This window comes from Bradyrhizobium sp. CCBAU 11434 (genome assembly GCF_028128895.1).
GTDB classification, from domain to species: domain Bacteria; phylum Pseudomonadota; class Alphaproteobacteria; order Rhizobiales; family Xanthobacteraceae; genus Bradyrhizobium; species Bradyrhizobium zhengyangense.
Window position 1 is genome coordinate 272,422 of record NZ_LBJX01000101.1, and the last position, 21,909, is coordinate 294,330.

The 21,909-nt window shown below is 63.3% G+C and carries 18 protein-coding genes; 10 read left to right on the top strand and 8 right to left on the bottom strand.

What is annotated here, in order from left to right:
• Window positions 1-117 precede the first annotated feature (117 nt).
• The 7 genes from XI06_RS36005 (at window position 118) to arfB (ending at window position 9,127) form a co-directional block, all read left to right on the top strand.
• Entirely contained in the window at window positions 118-1,089 is a 972-nt protein-coding gene (locus tag XI06_RS36005; RefSeq protein ID WP_237864500.1) for a bifunctional riboflavin kinase/FAD synthetase, read from the top strand.
• Between the two features lie 205 nt (window positions 1,090-1,294).
• Window positions 1,295-4,303: an isoleucine--tRNA ligase gene (gene ileS, locus XI06_RS36010; protein ID WP_271607455.1), complete on the top strand. Its 3,009-nt coding sequence runs from the start codon at window positions 1,295-1,297 to the stop codon at window positions 4,301-4,303.
• 10 nt (window positions 4,304-4,313) lie between these two features.
• Window positions 4,314-4,808, top strand: a complete 495-nt coding sequence (gene lspA, locus XI06_RS36015; RefSeq protein WP_237864502.1) for a signal peptidase II — start codon at window positions 4,314-4,316, stop codon at window positions 4,806-4,808.
• Window positions 4,809-4,909: 101 nt separating this feature from the next.
• The gene (locus tag XI06_RS36020; protein ID WP_271607456.1) at window positions 4,910-5,635 is read left to right on the top strand and encodes a hypothetical protein; all 726 of its coding nucleotides are present in this window, start codon (window positions 4,910-4,912) and stop codon (window positions 5,633-5,635) included.
• 193 nt (window positions 5,636-5,828) lie between these two features.
• A complete protein-coding gene (locus XI06_RS36025) occupies window positions 5,829-7,223 on the top strand; it encodes a M16 family metallopeptidase (RefSeq protein WP_271607457.1) in 1,395 nt (464 codons plus the stop codon).
• Window positions 7,220-8,593: a M16 family metallopeptidase gene (locus XI06_RS36030; protein WP_271607458.1), complete on the top strand. Its 1,374-nt coding sequence runs from the start codon at window positions 7,220-7,222 to the stop codon at window positions 8,591-8,593. Before XI06_RS36025 ends, XI06_RS36030 begins: the two co-directional genes overlap by 4 nt.
• A gap of 117 nt (window positions 8,594-8,710) precedes the next feature.
• Complete coding sequence (gene arfB, locus XI06_RS36035) at window positions 8,711-9,127, top strand: alternative ribosome rescue aminoacyl-tRNA hydrolase ArfB (protein ID WP_237864506.1); 417 nt, start codon at window positions 8,711-8,713, stop codon at window positions 9,125-9,127.
• A gap of 57 nt (window positions 9,128-9,184) precedes the next feature.
• Here arfB and XI06_RS36040 read toward each other — a convergent pair whose 3' ends face one another.
• Window positions 9,185-9,535: a hypothetical protein gene (locus tag XI06_RS36040; RefSeq protein ID WP_271607459.1), complete on the bottom strand. Its 351-nt coding sequence runs from the start codon at window positions 9,533-9,535 to the stop codon at window positions 9,185-9,187.
• Between the two features lie 250 nt (window positions 9,536-9,785).
• On the opposite strand from XI06_RS36040, the gene mutL reads away from it, so the two are divergent.
• Window positions 9,786-11,600, top strand: a complete 1,815-nt coding sequence (mutL, locus tag XI06_RS36045) for a DNA mismatch repair endonuclease MutL (RefSeq protein ID WP_271607460.1) — start codon at window positions 9,786-9,788, stop codon at window positions 11,598-11,600.
• Between the two features lies 1 nt (window position 11,601).
• Here the strand turns inward: mutL and rsmD are convergent, their stop codons facing one another.
• Window positions 11,602-12,159: a 16S rRNA (guanine(966)-N(2))-methyltransferase RsmD gene (gene rsmD, locus XI06_RS36050; RefSeq protein ID WP_271607461.1), complete on the bottom strand. Its 558-nt coding sequence runs from the start codon at window positions 12,157-12,159 to the stop codon at window positions 11,602-11,604.
• 1 nt (window position 12,160) lies between these two features.
• Window positions 12,161-14,215, bottom strand: coding sequence for a pseudouridine synthase (locus XI06_RS36055; protein WP_271607462.1), 2,055 nt, complete (start codon window positions 14,213-14,215; stop codon window positions 12,161-12,163).
• Between the two features lie 119 nt (window positions 14,216-14,334).
• Between XI06_RS36055 and XI06_RS36060 the strand changes: the two genes are divergently transcribed.
• Complete coding sequence (locus XI06_RS36060; protein WP_092230031.1) at window positions 14,335-14,793, top strand: nucleoside deaminase; 459 nt, start codon at window positions 14,335-14,337, stop codon at window positions 14,791-14,793.
• Here the strand turns inward: XI06_RS36060 and XI06_RS36065 are convergent.
• Both XI06_RS36065 and purD read right to left on the bottom strand, forming a co-directional pair.
• A complete protein-coding gene (locus XI06_RS36065; RefSeq protein ID WP_271607463.1) occupies window positions 14,790-15,695 on the bottom strand; it encodes an alpha/beta fold hydrolase in 906 nt (301 codons plus the stop codon). The two genes, XI06_RS36060 and XI06_RS36065, sit on opposite strands and share 4 nt — an antisense overlap.
• Before the next feature lie 154 nt (window positions 15,696-15,849).
• A complete protein-coding gene (gene purD, locus XI06_RS36070) occupies window positions 15,850-17,133 on the bottom strand; it encodes a phosphoribosylamine--glycine ligase (protein ID WP_271607464.1) in 1,284 nt (427 codons plus the stop codon).
• A 612-nt stretch (window positions 17,134-17,745) separates the two neighbouring features.
• Between purD and XI06_RS36075 the strand changes: the two genes are divergently transcribed.
• Complete coding sequence (locus XI06_RS36075) at window positions 17,746-18,492, top strand: hypothetical protein (RefSeq protein ID WP_271607465.1); 747 nt, start codon at window positions 17,746-17,748, stop codon at window positions 18,490-18,492.
• Here the strand turns inward: XI06_RS36075 and XI06_RS36080 are convergent.
• The 3 genes from XI06_RS36080 to XI06_RS36090 form a co-directional block, all read right to left on the bottom strand.
• A complete protein-coding gene (locus XI06_RS36080; protein WP_271607466.1) occupies window positions 18,489-19,781 on the bottom strand; it encodes a hypothetical protein in 1,293 nt (430 codons plus the stop codon). The genes XI06_RS36075 and XI06_RS36080 overlap by 4 nt on opposite strands.
• A 128-nt stretch (window positions 19,782-19,909) precedes the next feature.
• Entirely contained in the window at window positions 19,910-21,151 is a 1,242-nt protein-coding gene (locus tag XI06_RS36085; protein ID WP_271607467.1) for a hypothetical protein, read from the bottom strand.
• Between the two features lie 48 nt (window positions 21,152-21,199).
• On the bottom strand, window positions 21,200-21,694 hold the full coding sequence (locus XI06_RS36090) for a hypothetical protein (protein WP_271607468.1): 495 nt from the start codon (window positions 21,692-21,694) through the stop codon (window positions 21,200-21,202).
• Window positions 21,695-21,909: the final 215 nt, after the last annotated feature.

The window sequence follows — 21,909 nt, forward strand, 5'->3', positions numbered from 1 at the left end:
TGGGGCAGGCCGCGACGGACCGAAATCAGGTTCCTTGCGTCGGCTCTCCCGCTTGACTTCATTCGCCGGGTCACGCCACGGTCCCGGCCGATCCCCGCCGGCTCGAGAATTCCCCTGATGGCCCCGCAATTTACCGTTATCCGCGATACCACGCCGGATTCTGCCATCCTGAAGGGCGCGGTGGTCGCCATGGGCAATTTCGACGGGGTCCATCTCGGGCACCGGGCCGTCATTGCAGCAGCCCTGGAAATGGGCCGGGCGCATGGCCGGCCTGCGCTGGCACTGACCTTCGAGCCGCATCCACGCCGGTTTTTCAGCCCCAACACCCCGCAATTCCGCCTGACGGACGAGCGCGCCAAGCTGCGGCTGCTGGCCGGGACCGGGCTCGCCGGCGCCGTGGTCATGACCTTCGACAAGGCGAGAGCCGGCACCACAGCGCAAGATTTCATTCACCATGAGCTGATCGGGCGCCTTGGCGTCAGCGGCATTGCGGTCGGTTACGACTTTCATTTCGGCAAGGGCCGGGTCGGCTCGCCAGGCCTGCTGGTGAACGAGGCCCCTCGGCTCGGCATCGAGGTCGACGTGCAGCCCCATGTTGATATCGACGAGCGGCCTGTCTCCTCCAGCGCCATCCGGATCGCGCTCGCGGAGGGACTCATCGACGAGGCCACGACCATGCTGGGCGCGCCCTGGTTCGTCACCGGCGAGGTCATCCACGGCGAAAAGCGCGGCCGCGACCTCGGCTATCCCACCGCCAATATCCGGCTCGATGCGAATTGCGGCTTGAAGCACGGAATCTACGCCGTGCGGGTCGGTCGCGGCACCGAGCGGCTGAACGGGGTGGCGAGCTTCGGTCGCCGCCCGACCTTCGATAATGGCGCGCCGCTGCTGGAAATCTTCCTGTTCGACTTCAAGGGCGATCTTTACGGGCAGGCGCTGGACTGCGCCTTTGTCGGCTTCATCCGCGAGGAGCTGAAATTTGGCGATATCGACGCCCTGATCCACCAGATGGACGAGGATTCCGCCCGGGCCCGCGCCATGCTGGCGGCCGCCCCCGACGCGTTTCCGCGGCTCGGGATAGTCGATTAAGGGCCCAAAGCCTCGCCCGCCGGACCTTTGCGCTTCCCCCGTCCGGCTGCTATGGAGAGCCCATGTTTGCGCGGCGCATCATAGGGATTAGCAGCCCGGCTTCCGCCTGAGCCTCAAGGCTCGGCGCAAGACCGGGATTTGGTCGTTTCACCCCGCGATTCCGCATCGCCATCCGTTCCCGCGCCATTCCGAGCCAGTCAGCCTCATGTCCGAAAAGCCGCAAAAGTCCCCAAAGTCTGAAGCCAAAGACTATTCCAAGACCCTGTTCCTGCCGCAGACCGAATTCCCGATGCGCGCCGGCCTGCCGCAGCGCGAGCCGGAGATCCTCAAGCGCTGGTACGAGATCGGCCTCTACGAGAAGCTGCGCGAGACCGCGAAGGGCCGCGACAAGTTCGTGCTGCATGACGGCCCGCCCTATGCCAACGGCAACATCCATATCGGCACGGCGCTGAACAAGATCCTCAAGGATCTCGTCACCAAGAGCCAGCAGATGCTCGGCTTCGATTCGAATTACGTGCCCGGCTGGGATTGCCACGGCCTGCCGATCGAGTGGAAGGTCGAGGAGGAGAACTATCGCAAGAAGGGCAAGCAGAAGCCCGATTTCCGCGACAGTGCCGCGATGATCGATTTCCGGAAAGAGTGCCGCGCCTATGCCACGCACTGGCTCAACGTGCAGCGCGAGGAGTTCAAGCGGCTTGGTGTGATCGGCGACTGGGCTCATCCCTACGCCACCATGAACTATCCGGCCGAAGCCCAGATCGCGCGCGAGCTGATGAAATTCGCCGCCAACGGCACGCTCTATCGCGGCTCCAAGCCGGTGATGTGGAGCGTGGTCGAGAAGACCGCGCTCGCCGAGGCCGAGGTCGAGTACGAGGACTACACCTCCGACATGGTCTGGGTGAAATTCCCGGTGACCTCGCCGGCGCATGGCGCGCTCGCCTCGGCGAGCGTCGTGATCTGGACCACCACGCCCTGGACGCTGCCCGGCAACCGCGCCATCTCGTTCTCGCCGAAGATCGCCTATGGCCTCTACAAGGTCACGGACGCGCCCGCGGACAATTGGGCCAAGACCGGCGATCTCCTGATCCTGGCCGACGGGCTCGCCGAAGAAGTGTTCAAGCAGGCGCGCGTGACCGCTTATGAGAAGGTTCGCGACATCCCCGGCGATACCATGGACGCGATCGAATGCGCCCATCCGCTCAAGGGCCTCGCCGGCGGCTATGAATTCACCGTGCCGCTCTTGTCCGGCGACCACGTCACCGACGACACCGGCACCGGCTTCGTGCACACCGCGCCGAGCCACGGCCGCGAGGATTTCGACGTCTGGATGGCGAACACCCGCGAGCTCGACGCGCGCGGCATCAACAGCGCGATCCCCTACACTGTCGACGAGAACGGTGCCTATACCGACCAGGCACCGGGCTTCACCGGCAAGCGCGTCATCAACGACAAGGGCGAGAAGGGTGACGCCAACGAGGCCGTGATCAAGGCGCTGATCGAGGGCGGCAAGCTGCTCGCGCGCGGCCGGCTCAAGCACCAATATCCCCATTCCTGGCGCTCGAAGAAGCCGGTGATCTTCCGCAACACGCCGCAATGGTTCATCGCGATGGACAAGGACATTGCGGAGGGCGGCAAGGCCAAATCCGGCGACACGCTGCGCGCCCGCGCGCTGCAGGCGATCTCGGTGACGCAATGGGTGCCGCCGTCGGGCGAGAACCGCATCAACGGCATGATCGAGGCACGCCCCGACTGGGTGATCTCGCGTCAGCGCGCCTGGGGCGTGCCGATCGCCGTGTTCGTGCGCGAGAAGGGCGACGGCTCCGCCGAGATCCTCCAGGACGAGGCCGTCAACACCCGCATTGGCGATGCCTTCGAAAAGGAAGGCGCTGACGCCTGGTACGCGACGGGCGCGCGCGAGCGCTTCCTTGGATCGCGCGCGAACGAAGGCTGGCAGAAGGTCGACGACATTCTCGACGTCTGGTTCGATTCCGGCTCGACGCACGCCTTCGTGCTGGAAGACCCCGTGCAATTCCCCGGTCTCGCCGGCATCAAGCGCAAGGTCGACGGAGGCGCCGACACCGTGATGTATCTCGAAGGCTCGGACCAGCATCGCGGCTGGTTCCACTCCTCGCTGCTGGAGAGCTGCGGCACGCGCGGTCGCGCGCCCTACGACATCGTGCTGACCCACGGCTTCACCCAGGCCGAAGACGGCCGCAAGATGTCGAAGTCGCTCGGCAACACCATCGAGCCGCAGGCCGTCATCAAGGAATCCGGCGCCGACATTCTGCGGCTCTGGGTCGCATCCTGCGACTACACCGACGACCAGCGCATCGGGCCCGAGATCCTGAAGAACACGGTCGAGACCTACCGCAAGCTGCGCAACACCGTGCGCTGGATGCTCGGCACGCTGCATCATTACAAGCCCGCCGACGCCGTCGCGGACGCCGAGATGCCCGAGCTCGAACGGCTGATGCTGCACGAGCTCGCGCTCCGCGCAGAATTGGTCCGCAAGGCCTATGAGACGTTCGACTACAAGAGCGTGGTCGCGACCCTGTCCGCCTTCATGAACAGCGAGCTCTCGGCGTTCTATTTCGACATCCGCAAGGACACGCTCTATTGCGATCCGCCGTCCTCGCTGACGCGCAAGGCGGCGCTGACCACGATCGACCTGCTGTGCAATTCGATCCTGAAATGGCTGGCGCCGGTCCTGAGCTTCACCGCGGAAGAGGGCTGGCGCATGTACAGGCCGGATGCCGAACCGTCGGTGCATCTGACGCTGTTCCCGGAAGGCCTCGAAAAGCTCCGCGACGACAAGCTCGCCGCGAAGTGGGAGACCATCCGCAACGTCCGCCGTGTCGTCACCGGGGCGCTCGAGCTCGAACGTGCTGCCAAGAACATCGGCTCCTCACTCGAGGCCTCGCCGGTGATCTATGTCGCCGACCGCGGCATGCTGGCGACATTGTTCGACACCGATCTTGCCGAGATCTGCATCACCTCGAATTACGAGGTGCGCGAGGGCGAAGCGCCCGCCTCTGCATTCCGCCTCGATGCGGTGCCCGGCGTCGCGGTCGTGGTCGAGAAGGCCGTCGGCACCAAATGCGCCCGCTCCTGGAAGATCTCGCCTGCTGTCGGCGAGGACGCTGAATATCCCGACGTCACCCCGCGCGACGCCAAGGCGCTGCGCGAATGGAAGGCGTTGGGGGTGAGCGTCTGATCGGCCTGCCATGACCCCGCTCCGTGCCGGCATCATCGCGGCCGTGGTGACACTCGTGGCCGACCAGGCCTCAAAGCTCTGGCTGCTGAACGGCTTCGACCTTGCCCGCCGGGGCGTGGTCAAGGTGACGCCGTTCTTCGACCTGGTGCTGGCCTGGAATATCGGCATCAGCTTCGGCTGGCTGCAGAACGACAGCCAGTCAGCACAGATCGCGCTGATGGCGGTGAAGGTCGTTGCGGTGATTGCGCTGGGAATCTGGATGGCGCGGTCGCAGACCTACCTCGCCACCGTCGCGCTGGGGCTGATCATCGGCGGCGCCATCGGCAATGGCATCGACCGCTTCGTCTATGGCGCGGTGGTCGATTTCGCTCTGTTTCACATCGAAATCGGCGGAAATACCTATAATTGGTACGTTTTCAACCTCGCGGACGTGGCCATCGTTGCTGGGGTGGCGGCCCTATTGTATGATTCCTTCCTGGGGGTACCCGCCGCAAAAGCGCCCTGATCCCGGCCGATACGGGCCGGAGGCGGAACCTTGCTTGGCGAGGCGTGATCGCGCGAGACGCGGCGAGATTGCTACTGCCACAATATGGAACAGGTACAGGTATGCGCAGCTTCGAAACCAGCGGTTCGATCGGTCGAGACGGCCGGCGGGGTCTTTGGCTGGCGCTGAAATTGTCAGCTGTCGCACTCGGCATCGGTCTCGTGATGTCGGCAGGCCCGGTCCGCGCCGGCGACGACGATGACGACGACGACATGACCTTCGAAGAGAAGCTCATCGACAATCTGATGTCCGGCATCGGCGCCAAGAGCATGGAGAAGAAGGGCATCGAGTACCGCGAGCGGTCACCGCTGGTGGTCCCGCCGAAGCTCGACCTGCCGCCGCCCAGCTCTGAAGCCAAGAACGCGCCGAACTGGCCGAAGGATCCCGACGAGAAGCGTCGCCAGGAGGCCATTGCCCAGCGGAAGAAGGTGCCCGGCACCAAGGCAAACGAGTTCTGGAAAATTGGCCAGCCGCTGTCGCCCGCCGAGTTGAACGCCCACAAGTCGGGCCCGCAGCAGGCCAACAATGATCCGCCCCCGCCGGGCAGCAACCCCAACAACCCGACGATGAGCCCGGCCGAGATGGGTTACACCGGCGGTCTGTTGAAATTGTTCAAGGGCGGCGCGCCCGAATCCAAGCAGTTTACGAGCGAGCCGCCGCGCCAATCGCTGGTCGAGCCGCCGCCGGGATATCAGACGCCCTCGCCGAGCTACGCCTATGGCTCCGGAGAGGACACGACGCGCAGGACCTATTTCGACGTCCGGTCGGGTAAGGAAAAGGAGCAATAAGCTCCTCGGCCGCCGCCCGTAGGCGCGCGCACGCCGCAATCGTCCGGTATAGGCCGGATGCGGCAGATGACCTATTTTTAAGTACAATTCGACGGCGTTCTCTGCTTCGTGACCCGAAGCCCAAAGCCGCGCGGTGTAGCATGCCGTGCTTTCACGCCTGGACATCAGCGTCCGGGCTTTCACAAGGATCGTGATGTCCTCACACCGATCGATTGCCTGCCTCTTCGTCGCGCTGCTCTCGACATCTGCCCTCAACGTCGGCAGCGCATTCGCCCAGACGACGGTCACCTCGGCGCCGCCCGCGAGCTTCACGCTTCCCAACGGCCTCCAGGTCGTGGTGATCCCGGATCACCGCACGCCCGTGGTCACCGAAATGATCTGGTACAAGGTCGGCTCGGCCGACGAGACGCCAGGCAAATCCGGCCTCGCCCACTTCCTCGAGCATTTGATGTTCAAGGGCACCGAGAAGCACCCCGTCGGCGAATTCTCCCAGACCGTGCTCCGCGTCGGCGGCAACGAGAACGCTTCGACCTCGGTCGATTACACCAACTACTACCAGCGCGTGCCGAAAGAGCAGCTGCCGACCATGATGGAGTTCGAGGCCGATCGCATGACCGGCCTGGTCCTCAAAGACGAGAACGTGCTGCCCGAGCGCGATGTCGTGCTCGAAGAGTACAACATGCGCGTTGCCAACAGCCCCGACGCGCGCCTCAACGAACAGATCATGGCCGCGCTCTATCTCAATCATCCCTACGGCCGGCCGGTGATCGGCTGGCACCAGGAGATCGAGAAGCTCAATCGCGAGGACGCGCTGGCCTTCTATCGCCGGTTCTACGCACCGAACAATGCGATCCTCGTCATCGCCGGCGACGTGGAGGCCGCCGATGTGCGTCCGCTGGTCGAACGCAATTTCAGCCCGATCCCGGCCCAGCCGGCGATCCCGGCGCGGCGCATCCGCCCGCAGGAGCCGGAGCCGGCAGCGCCGCGCACCGTCACACTGTCCGACCCGCGCGTCGAGCAGCCGAGCCTGCGCCGCTACTATCTAGTGCCCTCGGCGACGACCGCTGCGGCTGGCGAGAGCGCTGCGCTCGACGTGCTCGCGCAGTTGATAGGCAGCGGCAGCAACTCCTATCTCTACCGCGCGCTCGTCGTCGACAAGCCGCTCGCAGTCTCCGCCAGCGCCAGCTATTCCAGCATCTCGCTGGATCCGACCCAATTCGCGATCTCGGCTTCGCCGAAATCAGGTGTCAGCTTTGCTGAAGTCGAGCAGGCCATCGACCGCGTGATCGCCGACGTTGCGCAGAACCCGATCCGTGCCGAGGATCTCGAGCGGGTCAAGACCCAGCTCATCGCGGAGGCGATCTACGCCCAGGACAATCAGGCGGTGTTGGCACGCTGGTACGGCGGCGCACTGACCACGGGCCTGTCGATCGAGGATATCAGGAGCTGGCCCGACCGCATCCGTGCCGTCACCGCCGAGCAGGTCCGTGAAGCTGCGCAAAAATGGTTCGAGAAGAACCGCTCAGTGACCGGCTATCTGATCAAAGACACCAGCACAGCTGCCAAGCGTGAGGAGAAGCGTTCGTGACCTATCCTTTCCTTCGCGCGCGCCACGTTGCGCTCTCCTTCGTCACCGGCGCTGCGCTCGCGCTCGCCTCGGTCTCGCCGTCGCAGGCGGCAGCAAAGATCCAGCACCTGGTGTCGCCGGGCGGCATCGAAGCATGGTTCGTCCAGGACGCGACCGTGCCGCTGATCGCCATGGAATATTCCTTTGCCGGCGGCTCGGCGCAGGACCCCAAGGACAAGCCCGGCGTTGCCAATCTCGTCGGCGACCTGCTCGACGAGGGCTCGGGCGATCTCGATTCCAAGACGTTCCATGAGCGGCTCGACCGCCGCGCCATCGAGCTCTCCTTCAGCGCTACCCGCGATACCTTCCGCGGCAGCCTGCGCATGCTGCGCGACAACAAGGACGAGGCCTTCGATCTGTTGCGGTCCGCGCTGACCTCGCCGCATTTCGACACGGTCGATGTCGAGCGCATTCGCTCGCAGGTCATCTCGGGCCTGCGCCGCGACACCACCAACCCGACCTCGCTCGCAAGCCGGAAATTCCTGGAGATGACCTTCGGCGATCATCCCTATGGACGGCAGACCACCGGCACGCTGGAGAGCGTGCCGACCATCACGGTTGCGGACATGAAGGATTATGTCGGCCGTATCCTTGCCCGGGACACGCTGAAGATCGCCGTGGTCGGCGACGTCGATCCGGCGACCCTAGGCAAACTGCTCGACCACACGTTTGGCAGCTTGCCTGCCAAAGCCACCTTGGCACCGGTCCCCGACGTCGAGGCTGCAAAGCCGCCGCAGCGTGCCTTCGTGCCACTTGACGTGCCGCAGACCGTGATCACCTTCGGCGGTCCCGGCGTGATGCGCAGCGATCCGAACTTCATGGCGGCCTATGTCGTCAACCATATCCTCGGTGGCGGCGGCCTGTCCTCGCGGCTTTACCGCGAAGTCCGCGAGAAGCGCGGGCTCGCTTATTCGGTGTTCGAATCGCTGCTCTGGATGGAACATTCGGGAATCTTCATCGGCAACACCGGCACCCGCGCCGACCGTGCCGGCGACACCATGGATGCCATCGAGAAAGAAGTCCGCCGCATCGCCGACGAGGGTCCGACCCAGAAGGAGCTTGATGAGGCCAAGTCCTACCTCAAGGGCTCGCAGATGCTGGTGCTCGACACCTCCTCCAAGCTCGCACAGGCGCTGCTGCAATATCAGCAGGACAAGCTGCCGATCGATTATATCGAGAAGCGCAACGCCATCGTCGATGCTGTGACCCTGGACGATGCCAAGGCCGCGGCCAAGCGGCTGTGGAGCCAGGGGCTCCTGACGGTCATCGTCGGCCGCGCACCGCAGGCTGCCGCGCAACCGGCGGCGGCACCGGCGACGAAGTCGAACTGACGCCTCCGACGTTACCTGAAATGGCCGGGCTCGCCCGGCCATTTGCGTTTCCGCCATCCCGCCATTGCCGAAGATGGATGTTCCGAGATATGTCCTGATGTCACGAATGGTGCCATCATGCTGCGGATATCCCGCGATCTCGTCATCGACGAGGACGACATCGAGATCGGCTTTGTCCGCGCCTCTGGCCCGGGCGGGCAGAACGTCAACAAATTGTCGACCGCGGCCCAGCTGCGCTTCGACACACGCAAGTTGACCATCCCGGAGGATGCGACGATCCGGCTCGCCCGCATCGCTGGCCAGCGGATGACCAAGGATGGCGTGATCGTAATCCATGCCCAGCGCTTCCGCACCCAGGAACGCAACCGCCAGGACGCTATCGACCGACTCGTCGAGATCCTGACCGAGGCGATGATCCGGCCGACACCACGCCGCGCGACCAAGCCGACGTTTGGCTCCAAGCAGCGCCGACTCGACGGCAAGAAGCGCCGCAGCGACGTCAAGGCCGGCCGCGGCGGTCGCTTCGACGATTGATTGGAAAAAACCTCCGGCCGCCACGCGACCGGAGGTTGGTTTACTCAGACCTCACGCTCAGTAGCGCTTGCCGTTGGTGGTCGCCCCGCCGGGAGCCGACCCGTCGGTGGCGCTCTTATGCGTGGCACTGCCCGTGGTGCCGACCGCGCCTTTCGTGCTCTTGGCCGGCTTCATGCCCGTTTGGCCCGCACCGCCCGACTGTGCTTCCAACTCCTCCTCGCTATTGCCTGCGACGCCACCTTGCGTCGTCTTGCCCTGCGCGCCGCCATGCAACTTGCTGTCGGACGACATTCCTTGCGCGAGAACGGGGCCCGCAAGCAGAGCGGAAAGCGCGCAAGCGATCACTGAGGTCTTCACCAACTTCATCCATGTCTCCTGGATTTTATTCGCGATGAGCGGTTCGGCCATTCCCCACGCCGTTCGTCTGGACCGGACCGCCCCGTCGCGCAAAGAGCTGAACGGCGCGATCGCGATGCAAGCCGGGCCGTGTGGTCATCGTTTAGGGATTTCGCGGCGCTTTCGCGGAATTGTACTCCTCATATGCGGCGGCAAGGAACACGTGCGTGCTGAAAATCCAGATCTGATATGTGGGTAGCAGGACTTATCCCATGCATTTGAGTTCCGACGGAGATAAACTGCGCCGTCATTGAGCGAATCCATGCCCGTCCGTCAGCTTCCAGAACAGGTCGTCAACCGCATCGCCGCCGGCGAGGTGGTCGAGCGCCCGGCGAGCGTGGTCAAGGAGCTTGTCGAGAATGCCATCGATGCCGGCGCGAGCCGCATCGACGTCTTCACCGATGGCGGCGGGCGGAGGCGGATCGGCATTACCGACGACGGTAGCGGCATGACCGCGAAGGACCTTGCGCTCGCCGTCGAGCGCCACGCGACGTCCAAGCTTGATGACGAAGATCTGCTGCAGATCCGCACCCTCGGCTTCCGCGGCGAGGCGTTGCCGTCGATCGGCTCGGTGGCACGGCTCTCGATCACCACGCGGCATGCCAGCGAGCCGCATGCCTGGGCGCTCACTGTCGAGGGTGGCGAAAAGTCCGAGATCATGCCGGCCGCGCTCGCGCACGGCACTCGCGTCGAGGTCAACGACCTCTTCTACGCGACACCCGCGCGGCTGAAATTTCTGAAGACCGATCGCACCGAGGCCGAAGCGATCCGCGAGGTGGTGCGACGGCTTGCGATGGCAAGGCCTGACATTGCCTTCACGCTCGCGGGCGAAGAGCGCGCGCCGGTGACCTGGGCCGCCGCGCTACCCGGCGCGGCCGGACGGCTGACCCGGCTTGGCGATATTCTGGGCGCGGAGTTCCGCAGCCATGCCTTCGAGGTCCATGCCGAGCGCGACGGCGTCGTCGTCGCCGGCTATGCCGCCGCCCCCGCGCTGACCAAAGCCAACGCACTCGGGCAATATCTTTTCGTCAACGGCCGGCCGGTGCGCGACAAGCTGATCCTCGGCGCGGTGCGCGGCGCCTATGCCGACTATCTGCCGCGCGACCGCCATCCGGTGCTGGCGCTGTTCGTGACGCTCGACCCGCGCGAGGTCGACGCCAATGTTCATCCGGCCAAGACAGAGGTGCGCTTCCGCAACGCCGGCCTCGTGCGCGCGCTGATCGTGCACGGGCTGAAGGAAGGTCTCGCACGCGAGGGCCGCCGCACCGCCGCCAATAGTGGCGAGAGCGCCTTGTCCTCGTTCCGGCCGGCCTTCACGCCGCCGCGTCCTGCAAGCTGGGACTGGCGGGCCTCACCGTCCGCGCCGGTCGCTTCGATGCCGTCATTCGAGGGCCCAGCCGCGCCCGCTTTCGCCGAGCGCGCGCAGGCCGCCTTCGATGTCGGCGCGCCCAGCGCGGATGTGCGGTTTGAGACGCAGCCGGTGACTGATCTCGTCGATCGTCCGCTCGGCGCGGCGCGCACGCAGCTGCACGAGACCTATATCGTGTCGCAGACCCGCGACGGTCTGATCATCGTCGACCAGCACGCCGCGCATGAGCGCATCGTCTATGAGCGGCTCAAGGCGTCACTCGCCGCAAACGGCGTGCAGCGGCAGATCCTGCTGATCCCCGAGATCGTCGAAATGGACGAGGCCACGGTCGAGCGCCTGTTGGAGCGCAGCGAAGAGCTCACATCCTTTGGCCTTGCAATCGAATCCTTCGGCCCCGGCGCGGTCGCGGTACGCGAGACGCCGTCGCTGCTTGGGAAGACCAATGCAGGCGGGCTGCTCCGCGATCTCTCCGAACACATGGCCGAGTGGGACGAGGCGCTGCCTTTGGAACGCCGCTTGATGCATGTCGCCGCCACCATGGCCTGCCACGGCTCGGTGCGCGCCGGCCGCAGACTACGGCCCGAGGAGATGAACGCACTGCTCCGCGAGATGGAGGAGACGCCGAACTCCGGCCAGTGCAATCACGGCAGGCCGACCTATGTCGAGCTGAAGCTCGCCGATGTGGAGAAGCTGTTCGGGCGGCGATGAATTACGCGTTGCGTTTCAAAAACACGAACTCCGTGTCGTCATACGCCCGCCGCTCCAGCTCCTCGAAACCTTCCGGCGTCACGAACTGCGCGGCCTTTGCCTCCTCGACCACCAGCAGCGCGCCAGGCGTGAGCCAGCCACCATCGCGCAAGCTCGCCAACGCCTTCTCCGCAAATCCCTTGCCATAGGGCGGATCGAGAAATACCAGCGAGAACGGCTCGACGGGATGCGCGGGGCCGAGATCGGTCGCATCGCGGCGATAGACTTTGGTGACGCCGCCAAGGCCGAGCGACTCGACGTTGTTACGCAGCAGCGCCCGCGCCTCCGCGCCGTTATCCACGAACAGCGTGAATTTCGCGCCACGCGAGGACGCCTCGATGCCGAGCGCCCCGGTGCCGGCGAAGAGATCGAGCACGCGCGCGTCCTGGATCGGATCGTCATAGGCGTGCACGAGGATGTTGAACACGGACTCGCGCAGGCGATCCGCCGTCGGACGGATGTCACGCGAAGACGGTGAGGCCAGATTGCGCCCCTTCAAACGACCGCCGACGACGCGCAAGCTAGTCCTCCCGCGGCGTCAGGTCGCGCTTGCCGTGATAGCCGCGCTTGGGGCGGCGGGGCGGGCCGTAGCCGCTCGCCTCTTCCTCGTTGCGCTCGCGCGCCTCGTCGCTGCCGGTGCGCTGCACCAGCACGCGGCGGCCCTTGCGGTCGGCGATCACGGCGCGCGTGGAGGTCTTTTCGCCCTCGCCTGGGGATTTCTTCGCGACGTCGAACTGCGCGCCAGACTTCTCGATGATCTTGTCGCCGAGCTGATCGCGCAGCACACGCGCGCGGACCTCCTCGACCTGGCCCTCGGGCACTTCTCCGAGTTGGAACGGGCCGTAGGAGACGCGGATCAGCCGGTTCACCTCGAGCCCGAGATGGGCGCAGACGTTACGCACCTCGCGATTCTTGCCTTCGCGGATCGCGAACACCAGCCAGACATTCGCGCCCTGGTCGCGTTCGAGCGTCGCTTCGATCGGACCGTACTTCACGCCTTCAACCTCGATGCCGTCCTTGAGCTGGTCGAGCTGCGCCTGGGTGATCTCGCCATGGGCGCGAACGCGGTAGCGGCGCAGCCAGCCGGTGTCGGGCAGCTCAAGCGTGCGCGCGAGGCCGCCGTCATTGGTGAGCAGCAACAGGCCCTCGGTGTTGAAGTCGAGTCGGCCGATCGAGATCAACCGCGGCAGGCCTTCGGGCAGATTGTCGAACACGGTCGGACGGCCCTCGGGGTCGTCATGCGTCGTCATCAGCCCGCGCGGCTTGTGATAGAGGAACAGGCGCGTGCGCTCGCGCTCCGGCAACGGCTTGCCGTCGACCAGAACGACGTCGTTCTTGGTGATGTCGAGCGCCGGCGAGTTGATGACACGGCCGTTGACGGTGACGCGGCCCTGCGTGACCATCTCCTCGGCATCCCTGCGCGAGGCGAGACCGGCGCGCGCCAGCGCCTTGGCGATGCGTTCGCCTTCCTTCTTCGGCTTAGGTGCTTCTTCGCGACGTGGGCGTCCCTCGAAATCCCGATCGCGCTGGCGATAGGCACCGCGGCCACCGAAGGCCGGACGCTTCTCGAAGATCCTGCTCTCATCCTCGTTTTCACGGCGCGGACGATCACCGAAACGGCCTTCGCTGCGCGGATGCTCGTGCCAATCGGAGCGGCCTTCGGGCCGCTCACGCGGACGATCGAATTTGGGACGGTCACGGAACGGACGATCGCCCGATGGACGGTCCTCGCGCGAGCGCGAGAAGCGCGGACGGTCATCGCCGCGACCGCCTTCGCGACGGTCGTCGCGCTTCTGCCAGGGCTTGTCCTCGCCGCGATCGCGGCCGCCGAAATCCTTGCGCGGCCCGCGATCCGGTCCGCCCCGGGAAAACTTCCGGTCCTCGAATTTGCGTTCGGGGCGCTCTCCACGGGGCGCGCGATCACCGCGATCGAAATTCGGGCGGTCGCCACGCGGCTTGAAGCTGCGCTCGCCACGATCCTCGCGCGGCCCGCGATCCCCACGGTCGCGTTCGCGATCCGGCCCGGCGCCCCGCGAAAATTTCCGCTCGCCGTCGAACTTGCGCTCGGGACGGTCGCCGCGCGGCGCATAGGGCTTCTTGTCGCCGAACTTCCTGTCACTGGAGCGGCCCGCCGGACGAGAGTCATCGCGATCCCTGCGCGGCGGACGGTCGTCGCGGCCATAGGACGGACGATCCCCACGCGGCTTGAAGGAGCGCTTCTCGCCATCGCGCGCTCCGCGATCGGAGAACGGGCGGTCGCCGCGCGGCTTGAAGCTGCGCTCGCCGCGGCCCTCGCCGCTGCGATCGTCGCGCTTGAAGCGGGGACGGTCGGAAAAATCGCGGCGCGGGGCATCGCCCTCCTCGCGGCGGCGGAACGGTTTACCCTCACGAGGCGGACGGCTGTCACGGTCACCACGGGGCGGGCGGCTGTCGCGATCGCCCCTGCCCTCGCTCTTGCCCTCGAAGCCGCGCTTGGCGAACTTCTTCTCGGGGCCGCGCGGCTTGCCGCTGCGGCCACCTTTGGGGGGGCCTCGCCGGCCGCGGGAATCGTTGTCTTTGTCGCTGTCGCGAGGCATGAATAATCTCACTCAGGGGGTGGCCGGAAAGCATTGCGCGCGCTCATTGCGAGCCGCATGCTCAGGCAAATTCGATAAGCACTTCTGCTGAAGGCGCAGCTACTAGCAGGTTTCTTCGGATGATACGAGGCTTGAAAGCCCCCTCTTTCATGGATTTGGCGCTCAAAACGGCCGAAAATGCCGGAAAGGCGGGCGAAGTTCCGATCGGGTGCGTGGTGGTCCGGAATTACGAGGTCATCGCCACCGCCGCCAACCGGACGCTGACCGATTACGACCCCACCGGCCACGCCGAGATCATTGCGCTGCGCGAGGCGGCGAAGAAGATCGGCAGCGAGCGGCTGGTCGACTGCGACCTCTACGTGACGCTGGAGCCCTGCACCATGTGTGCGGGCGCGATCTCCTTTGCAAGGGTACGCCGGCTCTATTACGGCGCGGCCGACCCCAAGGGCGGCGCGGTCGAGTCTGGCGTGCGGTTCTTTGCATCCCCAACCTGCCACCACGCCCCCGACGTCTATTCCGGCGTCGGCGAGAGCGAGGCGGCGCGGCTGCTCAAGGAGTTCTTTCGCGAGCGGCGCTAGGTCCCTGCGAAGAACGCACGCAGGGCCCGCGCGGTGACGTCGGGGTTCTCCTCGGTGAGGAAGTGGCCGGAGTCCACCGGCTGGCCCTCGACGTTGGTCGCCCACTGCTTCCAGACATCGAGCGGGGTCGCGGCGGCCTGGGCGATGCCGGCGTTGCCCCACAGCGCCAGCATGGGCACGGTGATCTTCTTGCCCGCCTCGAAATCGGCCTTGTCCAAATCGTAGTCGATATAGGCGCCGGCGCGGTAATCCTCGCACATCGCATGGATCCGGGCGGGATCGCGGAACGGGGCGATGTAGTGCTCGAGCGCGCGCCTGTCGATCGCATCCAGATTCTTCGACTTGGTCTGGCTCGCCATCTTGAAGCGCAGGAAGAATTCGCCTTGCCCTGCGATCAGCGTCTCCGGCAGCGGCGCGGGCTGGGCGAGGAACGTCCAGTGATAGATCTTCAGCGCATAGGCGCGGTTCATCCGCTCCCAGTAATTATAGGTCGGCAGGATATCGAGCACGGCGAGCTTCGACAGCCGGCCGGGATGGTCGAGCGCCAACCGATACGACACGCGGCCGCCGCGGTCGTGGCCGGCGAGCGCGAAGTGGACGTGGCCGAGGCGCTCCATCATCTCGACCATCGCTTTGGCCATCGCGCGCTTGCTGTAGGGCATGTGCAGCGCGTCGCTCTCGGGCATGTCGGACCAGCCATAGCCCGGCAGGTCGGCGATGATCAGCGTGAACTGGGAGGCCAAGCCAGGCGCGACGCGGTGCCACATCACATGCGTCTCGGAGAAGCCGTGCAGCAACAGCAGCGGCGGCCCCTTGCCGCCGACGCGGGCGAAGATGCGGCCGAACGAGGTGTCGGTCCATTCGGAGGCGAAGCCGGGATAGAGGTCGGCGAGATCGGACATCTTCTGCATCCTTATCTGGTCAGTCCCAGGGGGCACCTCGACCAAAAGTCGAAAACAACCCCATGCACAGTAGCGGTATTATCAGCGGGGTGGCTAACCCCGTCTGCCGATTGCGCATTCTTGAGGGGACGATGTGGCGGCGCGATGACGGGAGCTAACCCTTCGCCTTCTCGGCTTCCACCGCCTGCCAGCCGATGTCGCGGCGGCAAAAACCTTCCGGCCAGCGGATCAGGTCGACGGCCTGATAGGCGCGCGCCTGCGCTTCCGCCACGGTCGCGCCCAGCGCGCAGACATTGAGCACGCGGCCGCCATTGGCGAGGATGGCGCCCTCCTTCGCGACGGTGCCGGCGTGGAAGATCTCGACGGTGTCGACCTTGGCCGCGTCATCGAGCCCCTCGATCCGCGTGCCCTTCTGATAGTCGCCGGGATAGCCTTTTGCTGCCATCACCACCGTCAGTGCAGACTCCGGATACCAGCGCAGATCAAAATTCTTCAGCTGGCCGTCGCAGGCGGCGAGGAACGCCGGCACGATGTCCGACATCATGCGCAGCATCAGCACCTGGCATTCAGGATCGCCGAAGCGGACGTTGAACTCGAACAGCTTTGGGCCCTGTGTCGTCAGCATGATGCCGGCATAGAGAATGCCGCGAAACGGCGTGCCGCGCTGCTTCATGCCCGCGACCGTCGGCAGGATGATCTTGGCCATGATCGCGTCGTGGATCGCGGGCGTGACCAAAGGCGTCGGCGAATAGGCGCCCATGCCGCCGGTGTTCGGCCCGACGTCGTGGTCGAACACGCGCTTGTGGTCCTGCGCGGAGGCGAGCGGAATGGCGGTCTCGCCGTCGCACAGCGCGAAGAAGCTGATCTCGCGGCCCGGCAAAAATTCCTCGATCACGACCTCGGCGCCGGCCTCGCCAAACGCGCCCTCGAACATCATGGCGATGGCGTCCTCGGCCTCGCGCACTGACTTCGCGACGACGACGCCCTTGCCGGCGGCGAGGCCGTCGGCCTTCACCACGATCGGCGCGCCCTGGCTGTGCACGTAAGCGCGCGCGTCATCGGCGTTGGTGAAGCGCTTGTAGGCGCCGGTCGGAATGCCGAACTCGGTGCAGAGCGCCTTGGTAAAGCCCTTGGAGCTTTCGAGCTGGGCCGGGATCTTGTTCGGCCCGAACGCCTTGATGCCGCTAGCTGTGAGATCATCGACGATGCCGGCCGCCAGCGGCGTCTCCGGGCCGACCACCACCAGCTCGACCTTGTTCTGCTTGCAGAAGTCGATCACGGCGGCATGGTCGGCGACATCGAGCGCCACGCATTCCGCCTCGCGCGCGATGCCGGCATTGCCGGGCGCGCACCAGAATTTGGTCACCAGGGGAGAGGCCGCGATCTTCCACGCCAGGGCATGTTCGCGGCCGCCGGAACCAAGCAGGAGAATGTGCATCGAAGGCTCGAAATGAGGGGTTTTGCTGGGGGCGGAGGTCGCACGAATCGGGGCGGGGCTCAAGGGGGATGGCCCGAACTCCCCGTCATTCGGGGCGGGGCGAAGCCTTCTTCCTTTCCCCCTGTCGGAGAAGGTGGCGAAGCACCGGACGAGGGATTTTTATCCGCACATACAACAGCGCTGCTGCGGTTGACAGCTCGCCATGGGCCGTACCGTGTCTGATGCGTGAGGGGGTTTGGTGAATCCGGCACAAAGTTTGATGCCGGAGCGGCAAAAGGATCTGGCAGAATCCCCAGCGTCGCTGGAAGATTTCTCCAAATTATGGAGCGCAATCTCGATACGGTCGCGGTTGAGCATTTGGCAAAGGGAATTTGCACCCATTCAAAGCGGGACGTGGGATTGAAGGTTATGCGGAAACTACCCCTCATAAGACCGGGTTTGGGCGAGCTACTCGACCATATCCCCATGCTGGTCAAAGCCTACGGGAAATGGCCAAGCTACGTATACCTGTTCGTCATGTCGCTATGGACTCCGTTAGTGGTTGCGGCGGCTTCTTGGTTGGCTTGGAAGGGTTGGCGATAAAACTCGGTTCTAGCTGATGGCGGAAGTGACATGCTGGGAGCATTTTTCGACGATAGTGGAACGCATGCTGGGTCGCCGGTGATGACCATTGGAGGCGTGTTAGGGACCGAAGCTCAGTGGGATGTCTTTGCCGCAGCTTGGGCAGCGCTGCTGGAAGAGCCTCTGCCGGGCAAAAGGCCACTTAAGCAGTTCCATCTGTCGCCGTGTCGGGCAGGTCGTGATGAATTTGAGAACTACACTCTCGCCGAGCGAGACCATCTGACCTATCTATTTCGGCGGGTTATTCTTGATACTGGCTTGGTGACCGTAGCCGCAGCAGTTGATAACGCGGCGTGGGACGAGTTGGTGACCGGCGACGCAGCCGAGGAGCTCGGTCATCCTCTCGAATTTCTGCTCTATCAGTGCCTTAACTCAGTATCGGACATCGTCAGGTGGCGTAAGCCAGGAGAGAAAACCTGGGTTTTCTTCGATGAGGGTATCCGCGACCGCGTCGAGATGTTCGCATATGCCTATTTGCAGAATAACAAGGACCGACCGGAGATCGCTAGCGTCGGCTTCGCACCGGTATCGAAGGTGATAGCCCTGCAAGCAGGCGACATGATCGCGACGGAAACGTCCCAGTTTGGTCAACAATGGCTACTAGATCGCGAGAATCCTGTCACGAACCCACACTTTGAGTCGTTTCGCTGGCGAGACATAAGCGCCGGGCTGATCTTTGATCGAGACGCCATCGCAGAAATGGTCGAGCGAGTGAAGGCTGGGCCACCGTCGGTCTAGGGCTTACCCGCCGCAGCGCATGCTTTGTCTCGGTCGATGACAAGGTATTGCAGATAGAACAGGCCCTTGATCAGGTGGTTGAGTCGCCGCATCTCTCGATACGTTTGTAGCAAGCGCTTCATAAATTGGATAAAGGTGATCTGCTCTGCCTTCGCCTGGTTCATGCCCTCTAGGCGGGGATAATAAGTGATGACCTGGTTGACCTCGTCATAGTCGGTCTTGACGTGCGCGATTGCGTTGCGAAGCTGATTGTCAGCGCCGTCTTCGAGCATTTCGAACCAAGAACCGTCGATAAAATCGAGCTTCTTGCCGAAGGCCACGTCGGCAAAGTCGTGCAACGACTTTGGAGTGTAGTCCTTGCCGCCTTTGGTCATGCCAATGCTAGGTTTGAAGGCATTATGGTCGTACCGTTTGAGCAGGTTATTGATGCCAGCGACGAGCACGAGTTGCCGAGACACGATCTCCGAGATGTCCTTGTAGAGGTCTTTATAAGACTCGAATGCCTCGTTCGAAATTCTCAGCGGGATCGGATTGTTCGCGAATTCCTGGTCGAAGTCCAAGAACAGGACGGGGCGTAGCGGGAGTTCTGCCTCAAGGATCTTCGGGTAGATCTCCAGGCAGGCGTTCTGAAGGTTTTTCAGAAAGCCGTTTCCCATTATCTCTGCCATGAAGGCACGAAGCGGGCCGGGATGGTTGTCGGACAGCTCCTTCATAATTCGAGCGTTGTAGTCGGACGCTTCTTCGTCCTGGTAGGGGAATGCAAAGGGCATCATTACGTTGGCGATAATGCGATAGAGCGCGGCCGCCCGATCTTGAGGCTTGTCAGATTTGACCTCTACATCGAAATTTCTCTTGCAGCTTGTTTTGAATGGCGCCCACTTTTCATTCCGGAAAAGCTTAAGAAGAAGCGCAAACACTCTATGCTTCGGTGCGGATTCTTCAGTCAGATAGGCGAGGCGCGATCCGTGAAGTCGTATCGCTTCGTAACCGATGCGTCGGTAAGCCTCCATGAAGGGGGTCTTCCCCATGACGTATTTTCCGAAAGCGACTGGAAAATCGAGGCTGAGATCAACGAAATTCGTCTTGTCGTCGAACGGATAGAGATCGGGTTGGATTTGCTTTGCGCCGTGAAATTCACCGCCCGTCGAGTTGCGCAGGATCATATCGATAGGTGAGCCGCAGCTATGGCAACAGAAACGGAATGGCTGCTCCTCGCGATTCGACATGCCGATCCGGCAGTTTGTCTTCTCCTCGCACGTCTCGCATTCAACGGTGATGTTGATATTCACATCAGGGCTCGCTTCCTCAGTTTAACGGGCATTGAACTACGGTGACGGTACACTAAGTGTCACAGCCAAAGCATCAGCTGGCATGGTCAGTGCACTGTCACTGTAATCCCAAGAAATGGGAAACCAGGTCATTCGTCGCTCGGGTTCGGGACGTCCACCGCCATGACGGTCAAGATGATCTGTCGCGCCGGGTCGTCCTTGCTGGCGAACACATAGCGATATCGGGTCTCCGATTCCTGCACTGGATCGCATTTACAGTTCGGGTGCTCGCTCGCGGTCTCCACCATCTTCTTGACCATGGCGGTGAAGTTCTTGTTGCGATTGAACATGATCAGCGCGGCTTTGGTGTCGCGCCACGTCAGGTAACCGAGGAGCTGATCGAGGGCGTCCGTCAGCGTCTGTGGGCCGTGCCAGTACTTGCATTCAGCGATGAATACGTTGCGGTTGTTTTCCCGGATCAAGATGTCCGTCTTGCCGCTGGCATTAAAGGTCTCGCCTGTTGCGCGGCCCTCGTAATGGCCGTTGAGGACGACGAGGTAAAAATCTCTGAGATGCTCTTCCTCCAGGCGCTCAAAGGCCGTAGGGCTACGCTCCATCATCACGGACATGTCGTCGATGATTTTGAGGATGTGCTGATACTCCGCCTCTTCAAGGGCGGGCTCGGGGGAATAGGCTTTCGAGGTCTGAGGAGGCAGTGAGGGCCTGATCCGACGTCGCATCTGGGCGGGGACATGGGTCATCGGGACGTGACCGGCGCGCACCATCGGATAGCCTAGAGACTCAGCGATATTCCGGGCTGCCAAAATGCCCTTCTTCCGCTCCTCCACAAGCTTGCGGACCATAGGCCTCAAGGCTTCGTTGAAAGGCTTCACGACCTTCTCCTGGCCGCTGAGCCGCAGCTTGATGGCGTCGATGACCTTCTTGAAGTGGGTCTGCAGTTCCTCCTTGGTGAGGTTGTACCCCGAGGCGGTGAGGATGATGCCGTCCTCGTTGGCTTTCGCCCGCGGCGAGTCGCCGACCGACAACGCGGAGGAGTGGCGGAACAGCCCGAGGTAGCCCTCAAATGGGATCGTAATCCCATACTGGAAGCCCTGCACGCTAATCATGCGACCGTAATCGCGCACCTCCCGAGTCACCTCACGCGGGTCGGCCTGAAAGGCCTTGTCCTCCAGCAGAACAGGGACTTCGAGATGGCAAACGTCGTAGGCCAACTCGACGATATCCTCGGTCGGCGTCGACAGCAGTGCATCACTGCCGTACTCCGCGACGAGGTTCTCCGCGCGACCATTCTGCATGTCGATGAGCGTTGACAGCGATCGGTCGCTGAAAAGCGTCTCGCTGACGGGATCTTGATCGGAGAAAAATGGCATAGGTCATCCGGAAATATTGAAGCTTTCCTGCATCTCGACGAATAGAGATTAGGGCTTTCTGGTAAAGATGATCTCTTCCCTGTCGCCTTGTCGAATGACGACCTCCCACTTGTCAGACCAAATACATTTCGCAGAGTCAGGGTTGGTTGATTGCTGCCCACTATCGACGTCGAACACAAACGTCTGCATCTGTGGTCCCTTTACCTTCAACAGACTGGAAGACGGGAGCAATATCAAAGCGCCCCGATCGATAGTTGACGTACCTCCTGAACCATTTGTGAGGTTGGATAGTCCTCCTGTCGGGCGGATTATCGCTTCAGGTACAAAAACGACAGAAGTGCCGTGAAAATCATCCGCCGCCATCAGCGTCGGCGCGCGAGTGTTGTTCTGTTGCTCCAAGTTCAAGTCCACGACCATCGTATTTCCCTGGGCCGTGATAACTTTTAGCGCAGGCGAATGACCGCCAGCCAGTGGATGGAAAAATAACGCCCCGGGCTTTAGAGCTGAGAAATCAGCATTTTTGAAAGCGCTTTCGAACTGCATAGACGCCTCATGTGTCGGGGAATCTGAGGGCTCAATATAAGGTTGAAGCTCCTGTTGCCAAGCAGGCTGTGGCTGTGCGCACGCGCCTCCACCGCGAGAAGGACGTCCAGAACTGGCGGGGCTCCCAAATCAATTACGGTGACGGTGCAATCCAGAGTGCACTAAAATTCCAAGGCCAACACATCAGTTGGGCATGGTTTAGTGCGCTGTCACCA

Bases quoted from the DNA above. Each gene is read 5' to 3' on its own strand.
- lspA (WP_237864502.1), top strand. From the start codon at position 4,314: ATGACCCCGCTCCGTGCCGGCATCATCGCGGCCGTGGTGACACTCGTG.
- XI06_RS36060 (WP_092230031.1), top strand. From the start codon at position 14,335: ATGATACGAGGCTTGAAAGCCCCCTCTTTCATGGATTTGGCGCTCAAA.
- mutL (WP_271607460.1), top strand. From the start codon at position 9,786: ATGCCCGTCCGTCAGCTTCCAGAACAGGTCGTCAACCGCATCGCCGCC.
- XI06_RS36065 (WP_271607463.1), bottom strand. From the start codon at position 15,695: ATGTCCGATCTCGCCGACCTCTATCCCGGCTTCGCCTCCGAATGGACC.
- XI06_RS36005 (WP_237864500.1), top strand. From the start codon at position 118: ATGGCCCCGCAATTTACCGTTATCCGCGATACCACGCCGGATTCTGCC.
- XI06_RS36075 (WP_271607465.1), top strand. From the start codon at position 17,746: ATGCTGGGAGCATTTTTCGACGATAGTGGAACGCATGCTGGGTCGCCG.
- XI06_RS36055 (WP_271607462.1), bottom strand. From the start codon at position 14,215: ATGCCTCGCGACAGCGACAAAGACAACGATTCCCGCGGCCGGCGAGGC.
- purD (WP_271607464.1), bottom strand. From the start codon at position 17,133: ATGCACATTCTCCTGCTTGGTTCCGGCGGCCGCGAACATGCCCTGGCG.
- XI06_RS36085 (WP_271607467.1), bottom strand. From the start codon at position 21,151: ATGCCATTTTTCTCCGATCAAGATCCCGTCAGCGAGACGCTTTTCAGC.
- ileS (WP_271607455.1), top strand. From the start codon at position 1,295: ATGTCCGAAAAGCCGCAAAAGTCCCCAAAGTCTGAAGCCAAAGACTAT.
- XI06_RS36090 (WP_271607468.1), bottom strand. From the start codon at position 21,694: ATGCAGTTCGAAAGCGCTTTCAAAAATGCTGATTTCTCAGCTCTAAAG.
- XI06_RS36025 (WP_271607457.1), top strand. From the start codon at position 5,829: ATGTCCTCACACCGATCGATTGCCTGCCTCTTCGTCGCGCTGCTCTCG.
- XI06_RS36020 (WP_271607456.1), top strand. From the start codon at position 4,910: ATGCGCAGCTTCGAAACCAGCGGTTCGATCGGTCGAGACGGCCGGCGG.
- arfB (WP_237864506.1), top strand. From the start codon at position 8,711: ATGCTGCGGATATCCCGCGATCTCGTCATCGACGAGGACGACATCGAG.
- XI06_RS36040 (WP_271607459.1), bottom strand. From the start codon at position 9,535: ATGGCCGAACCGCTCATCGCGAATAAAATCCAGGAGACATGGATGAAG.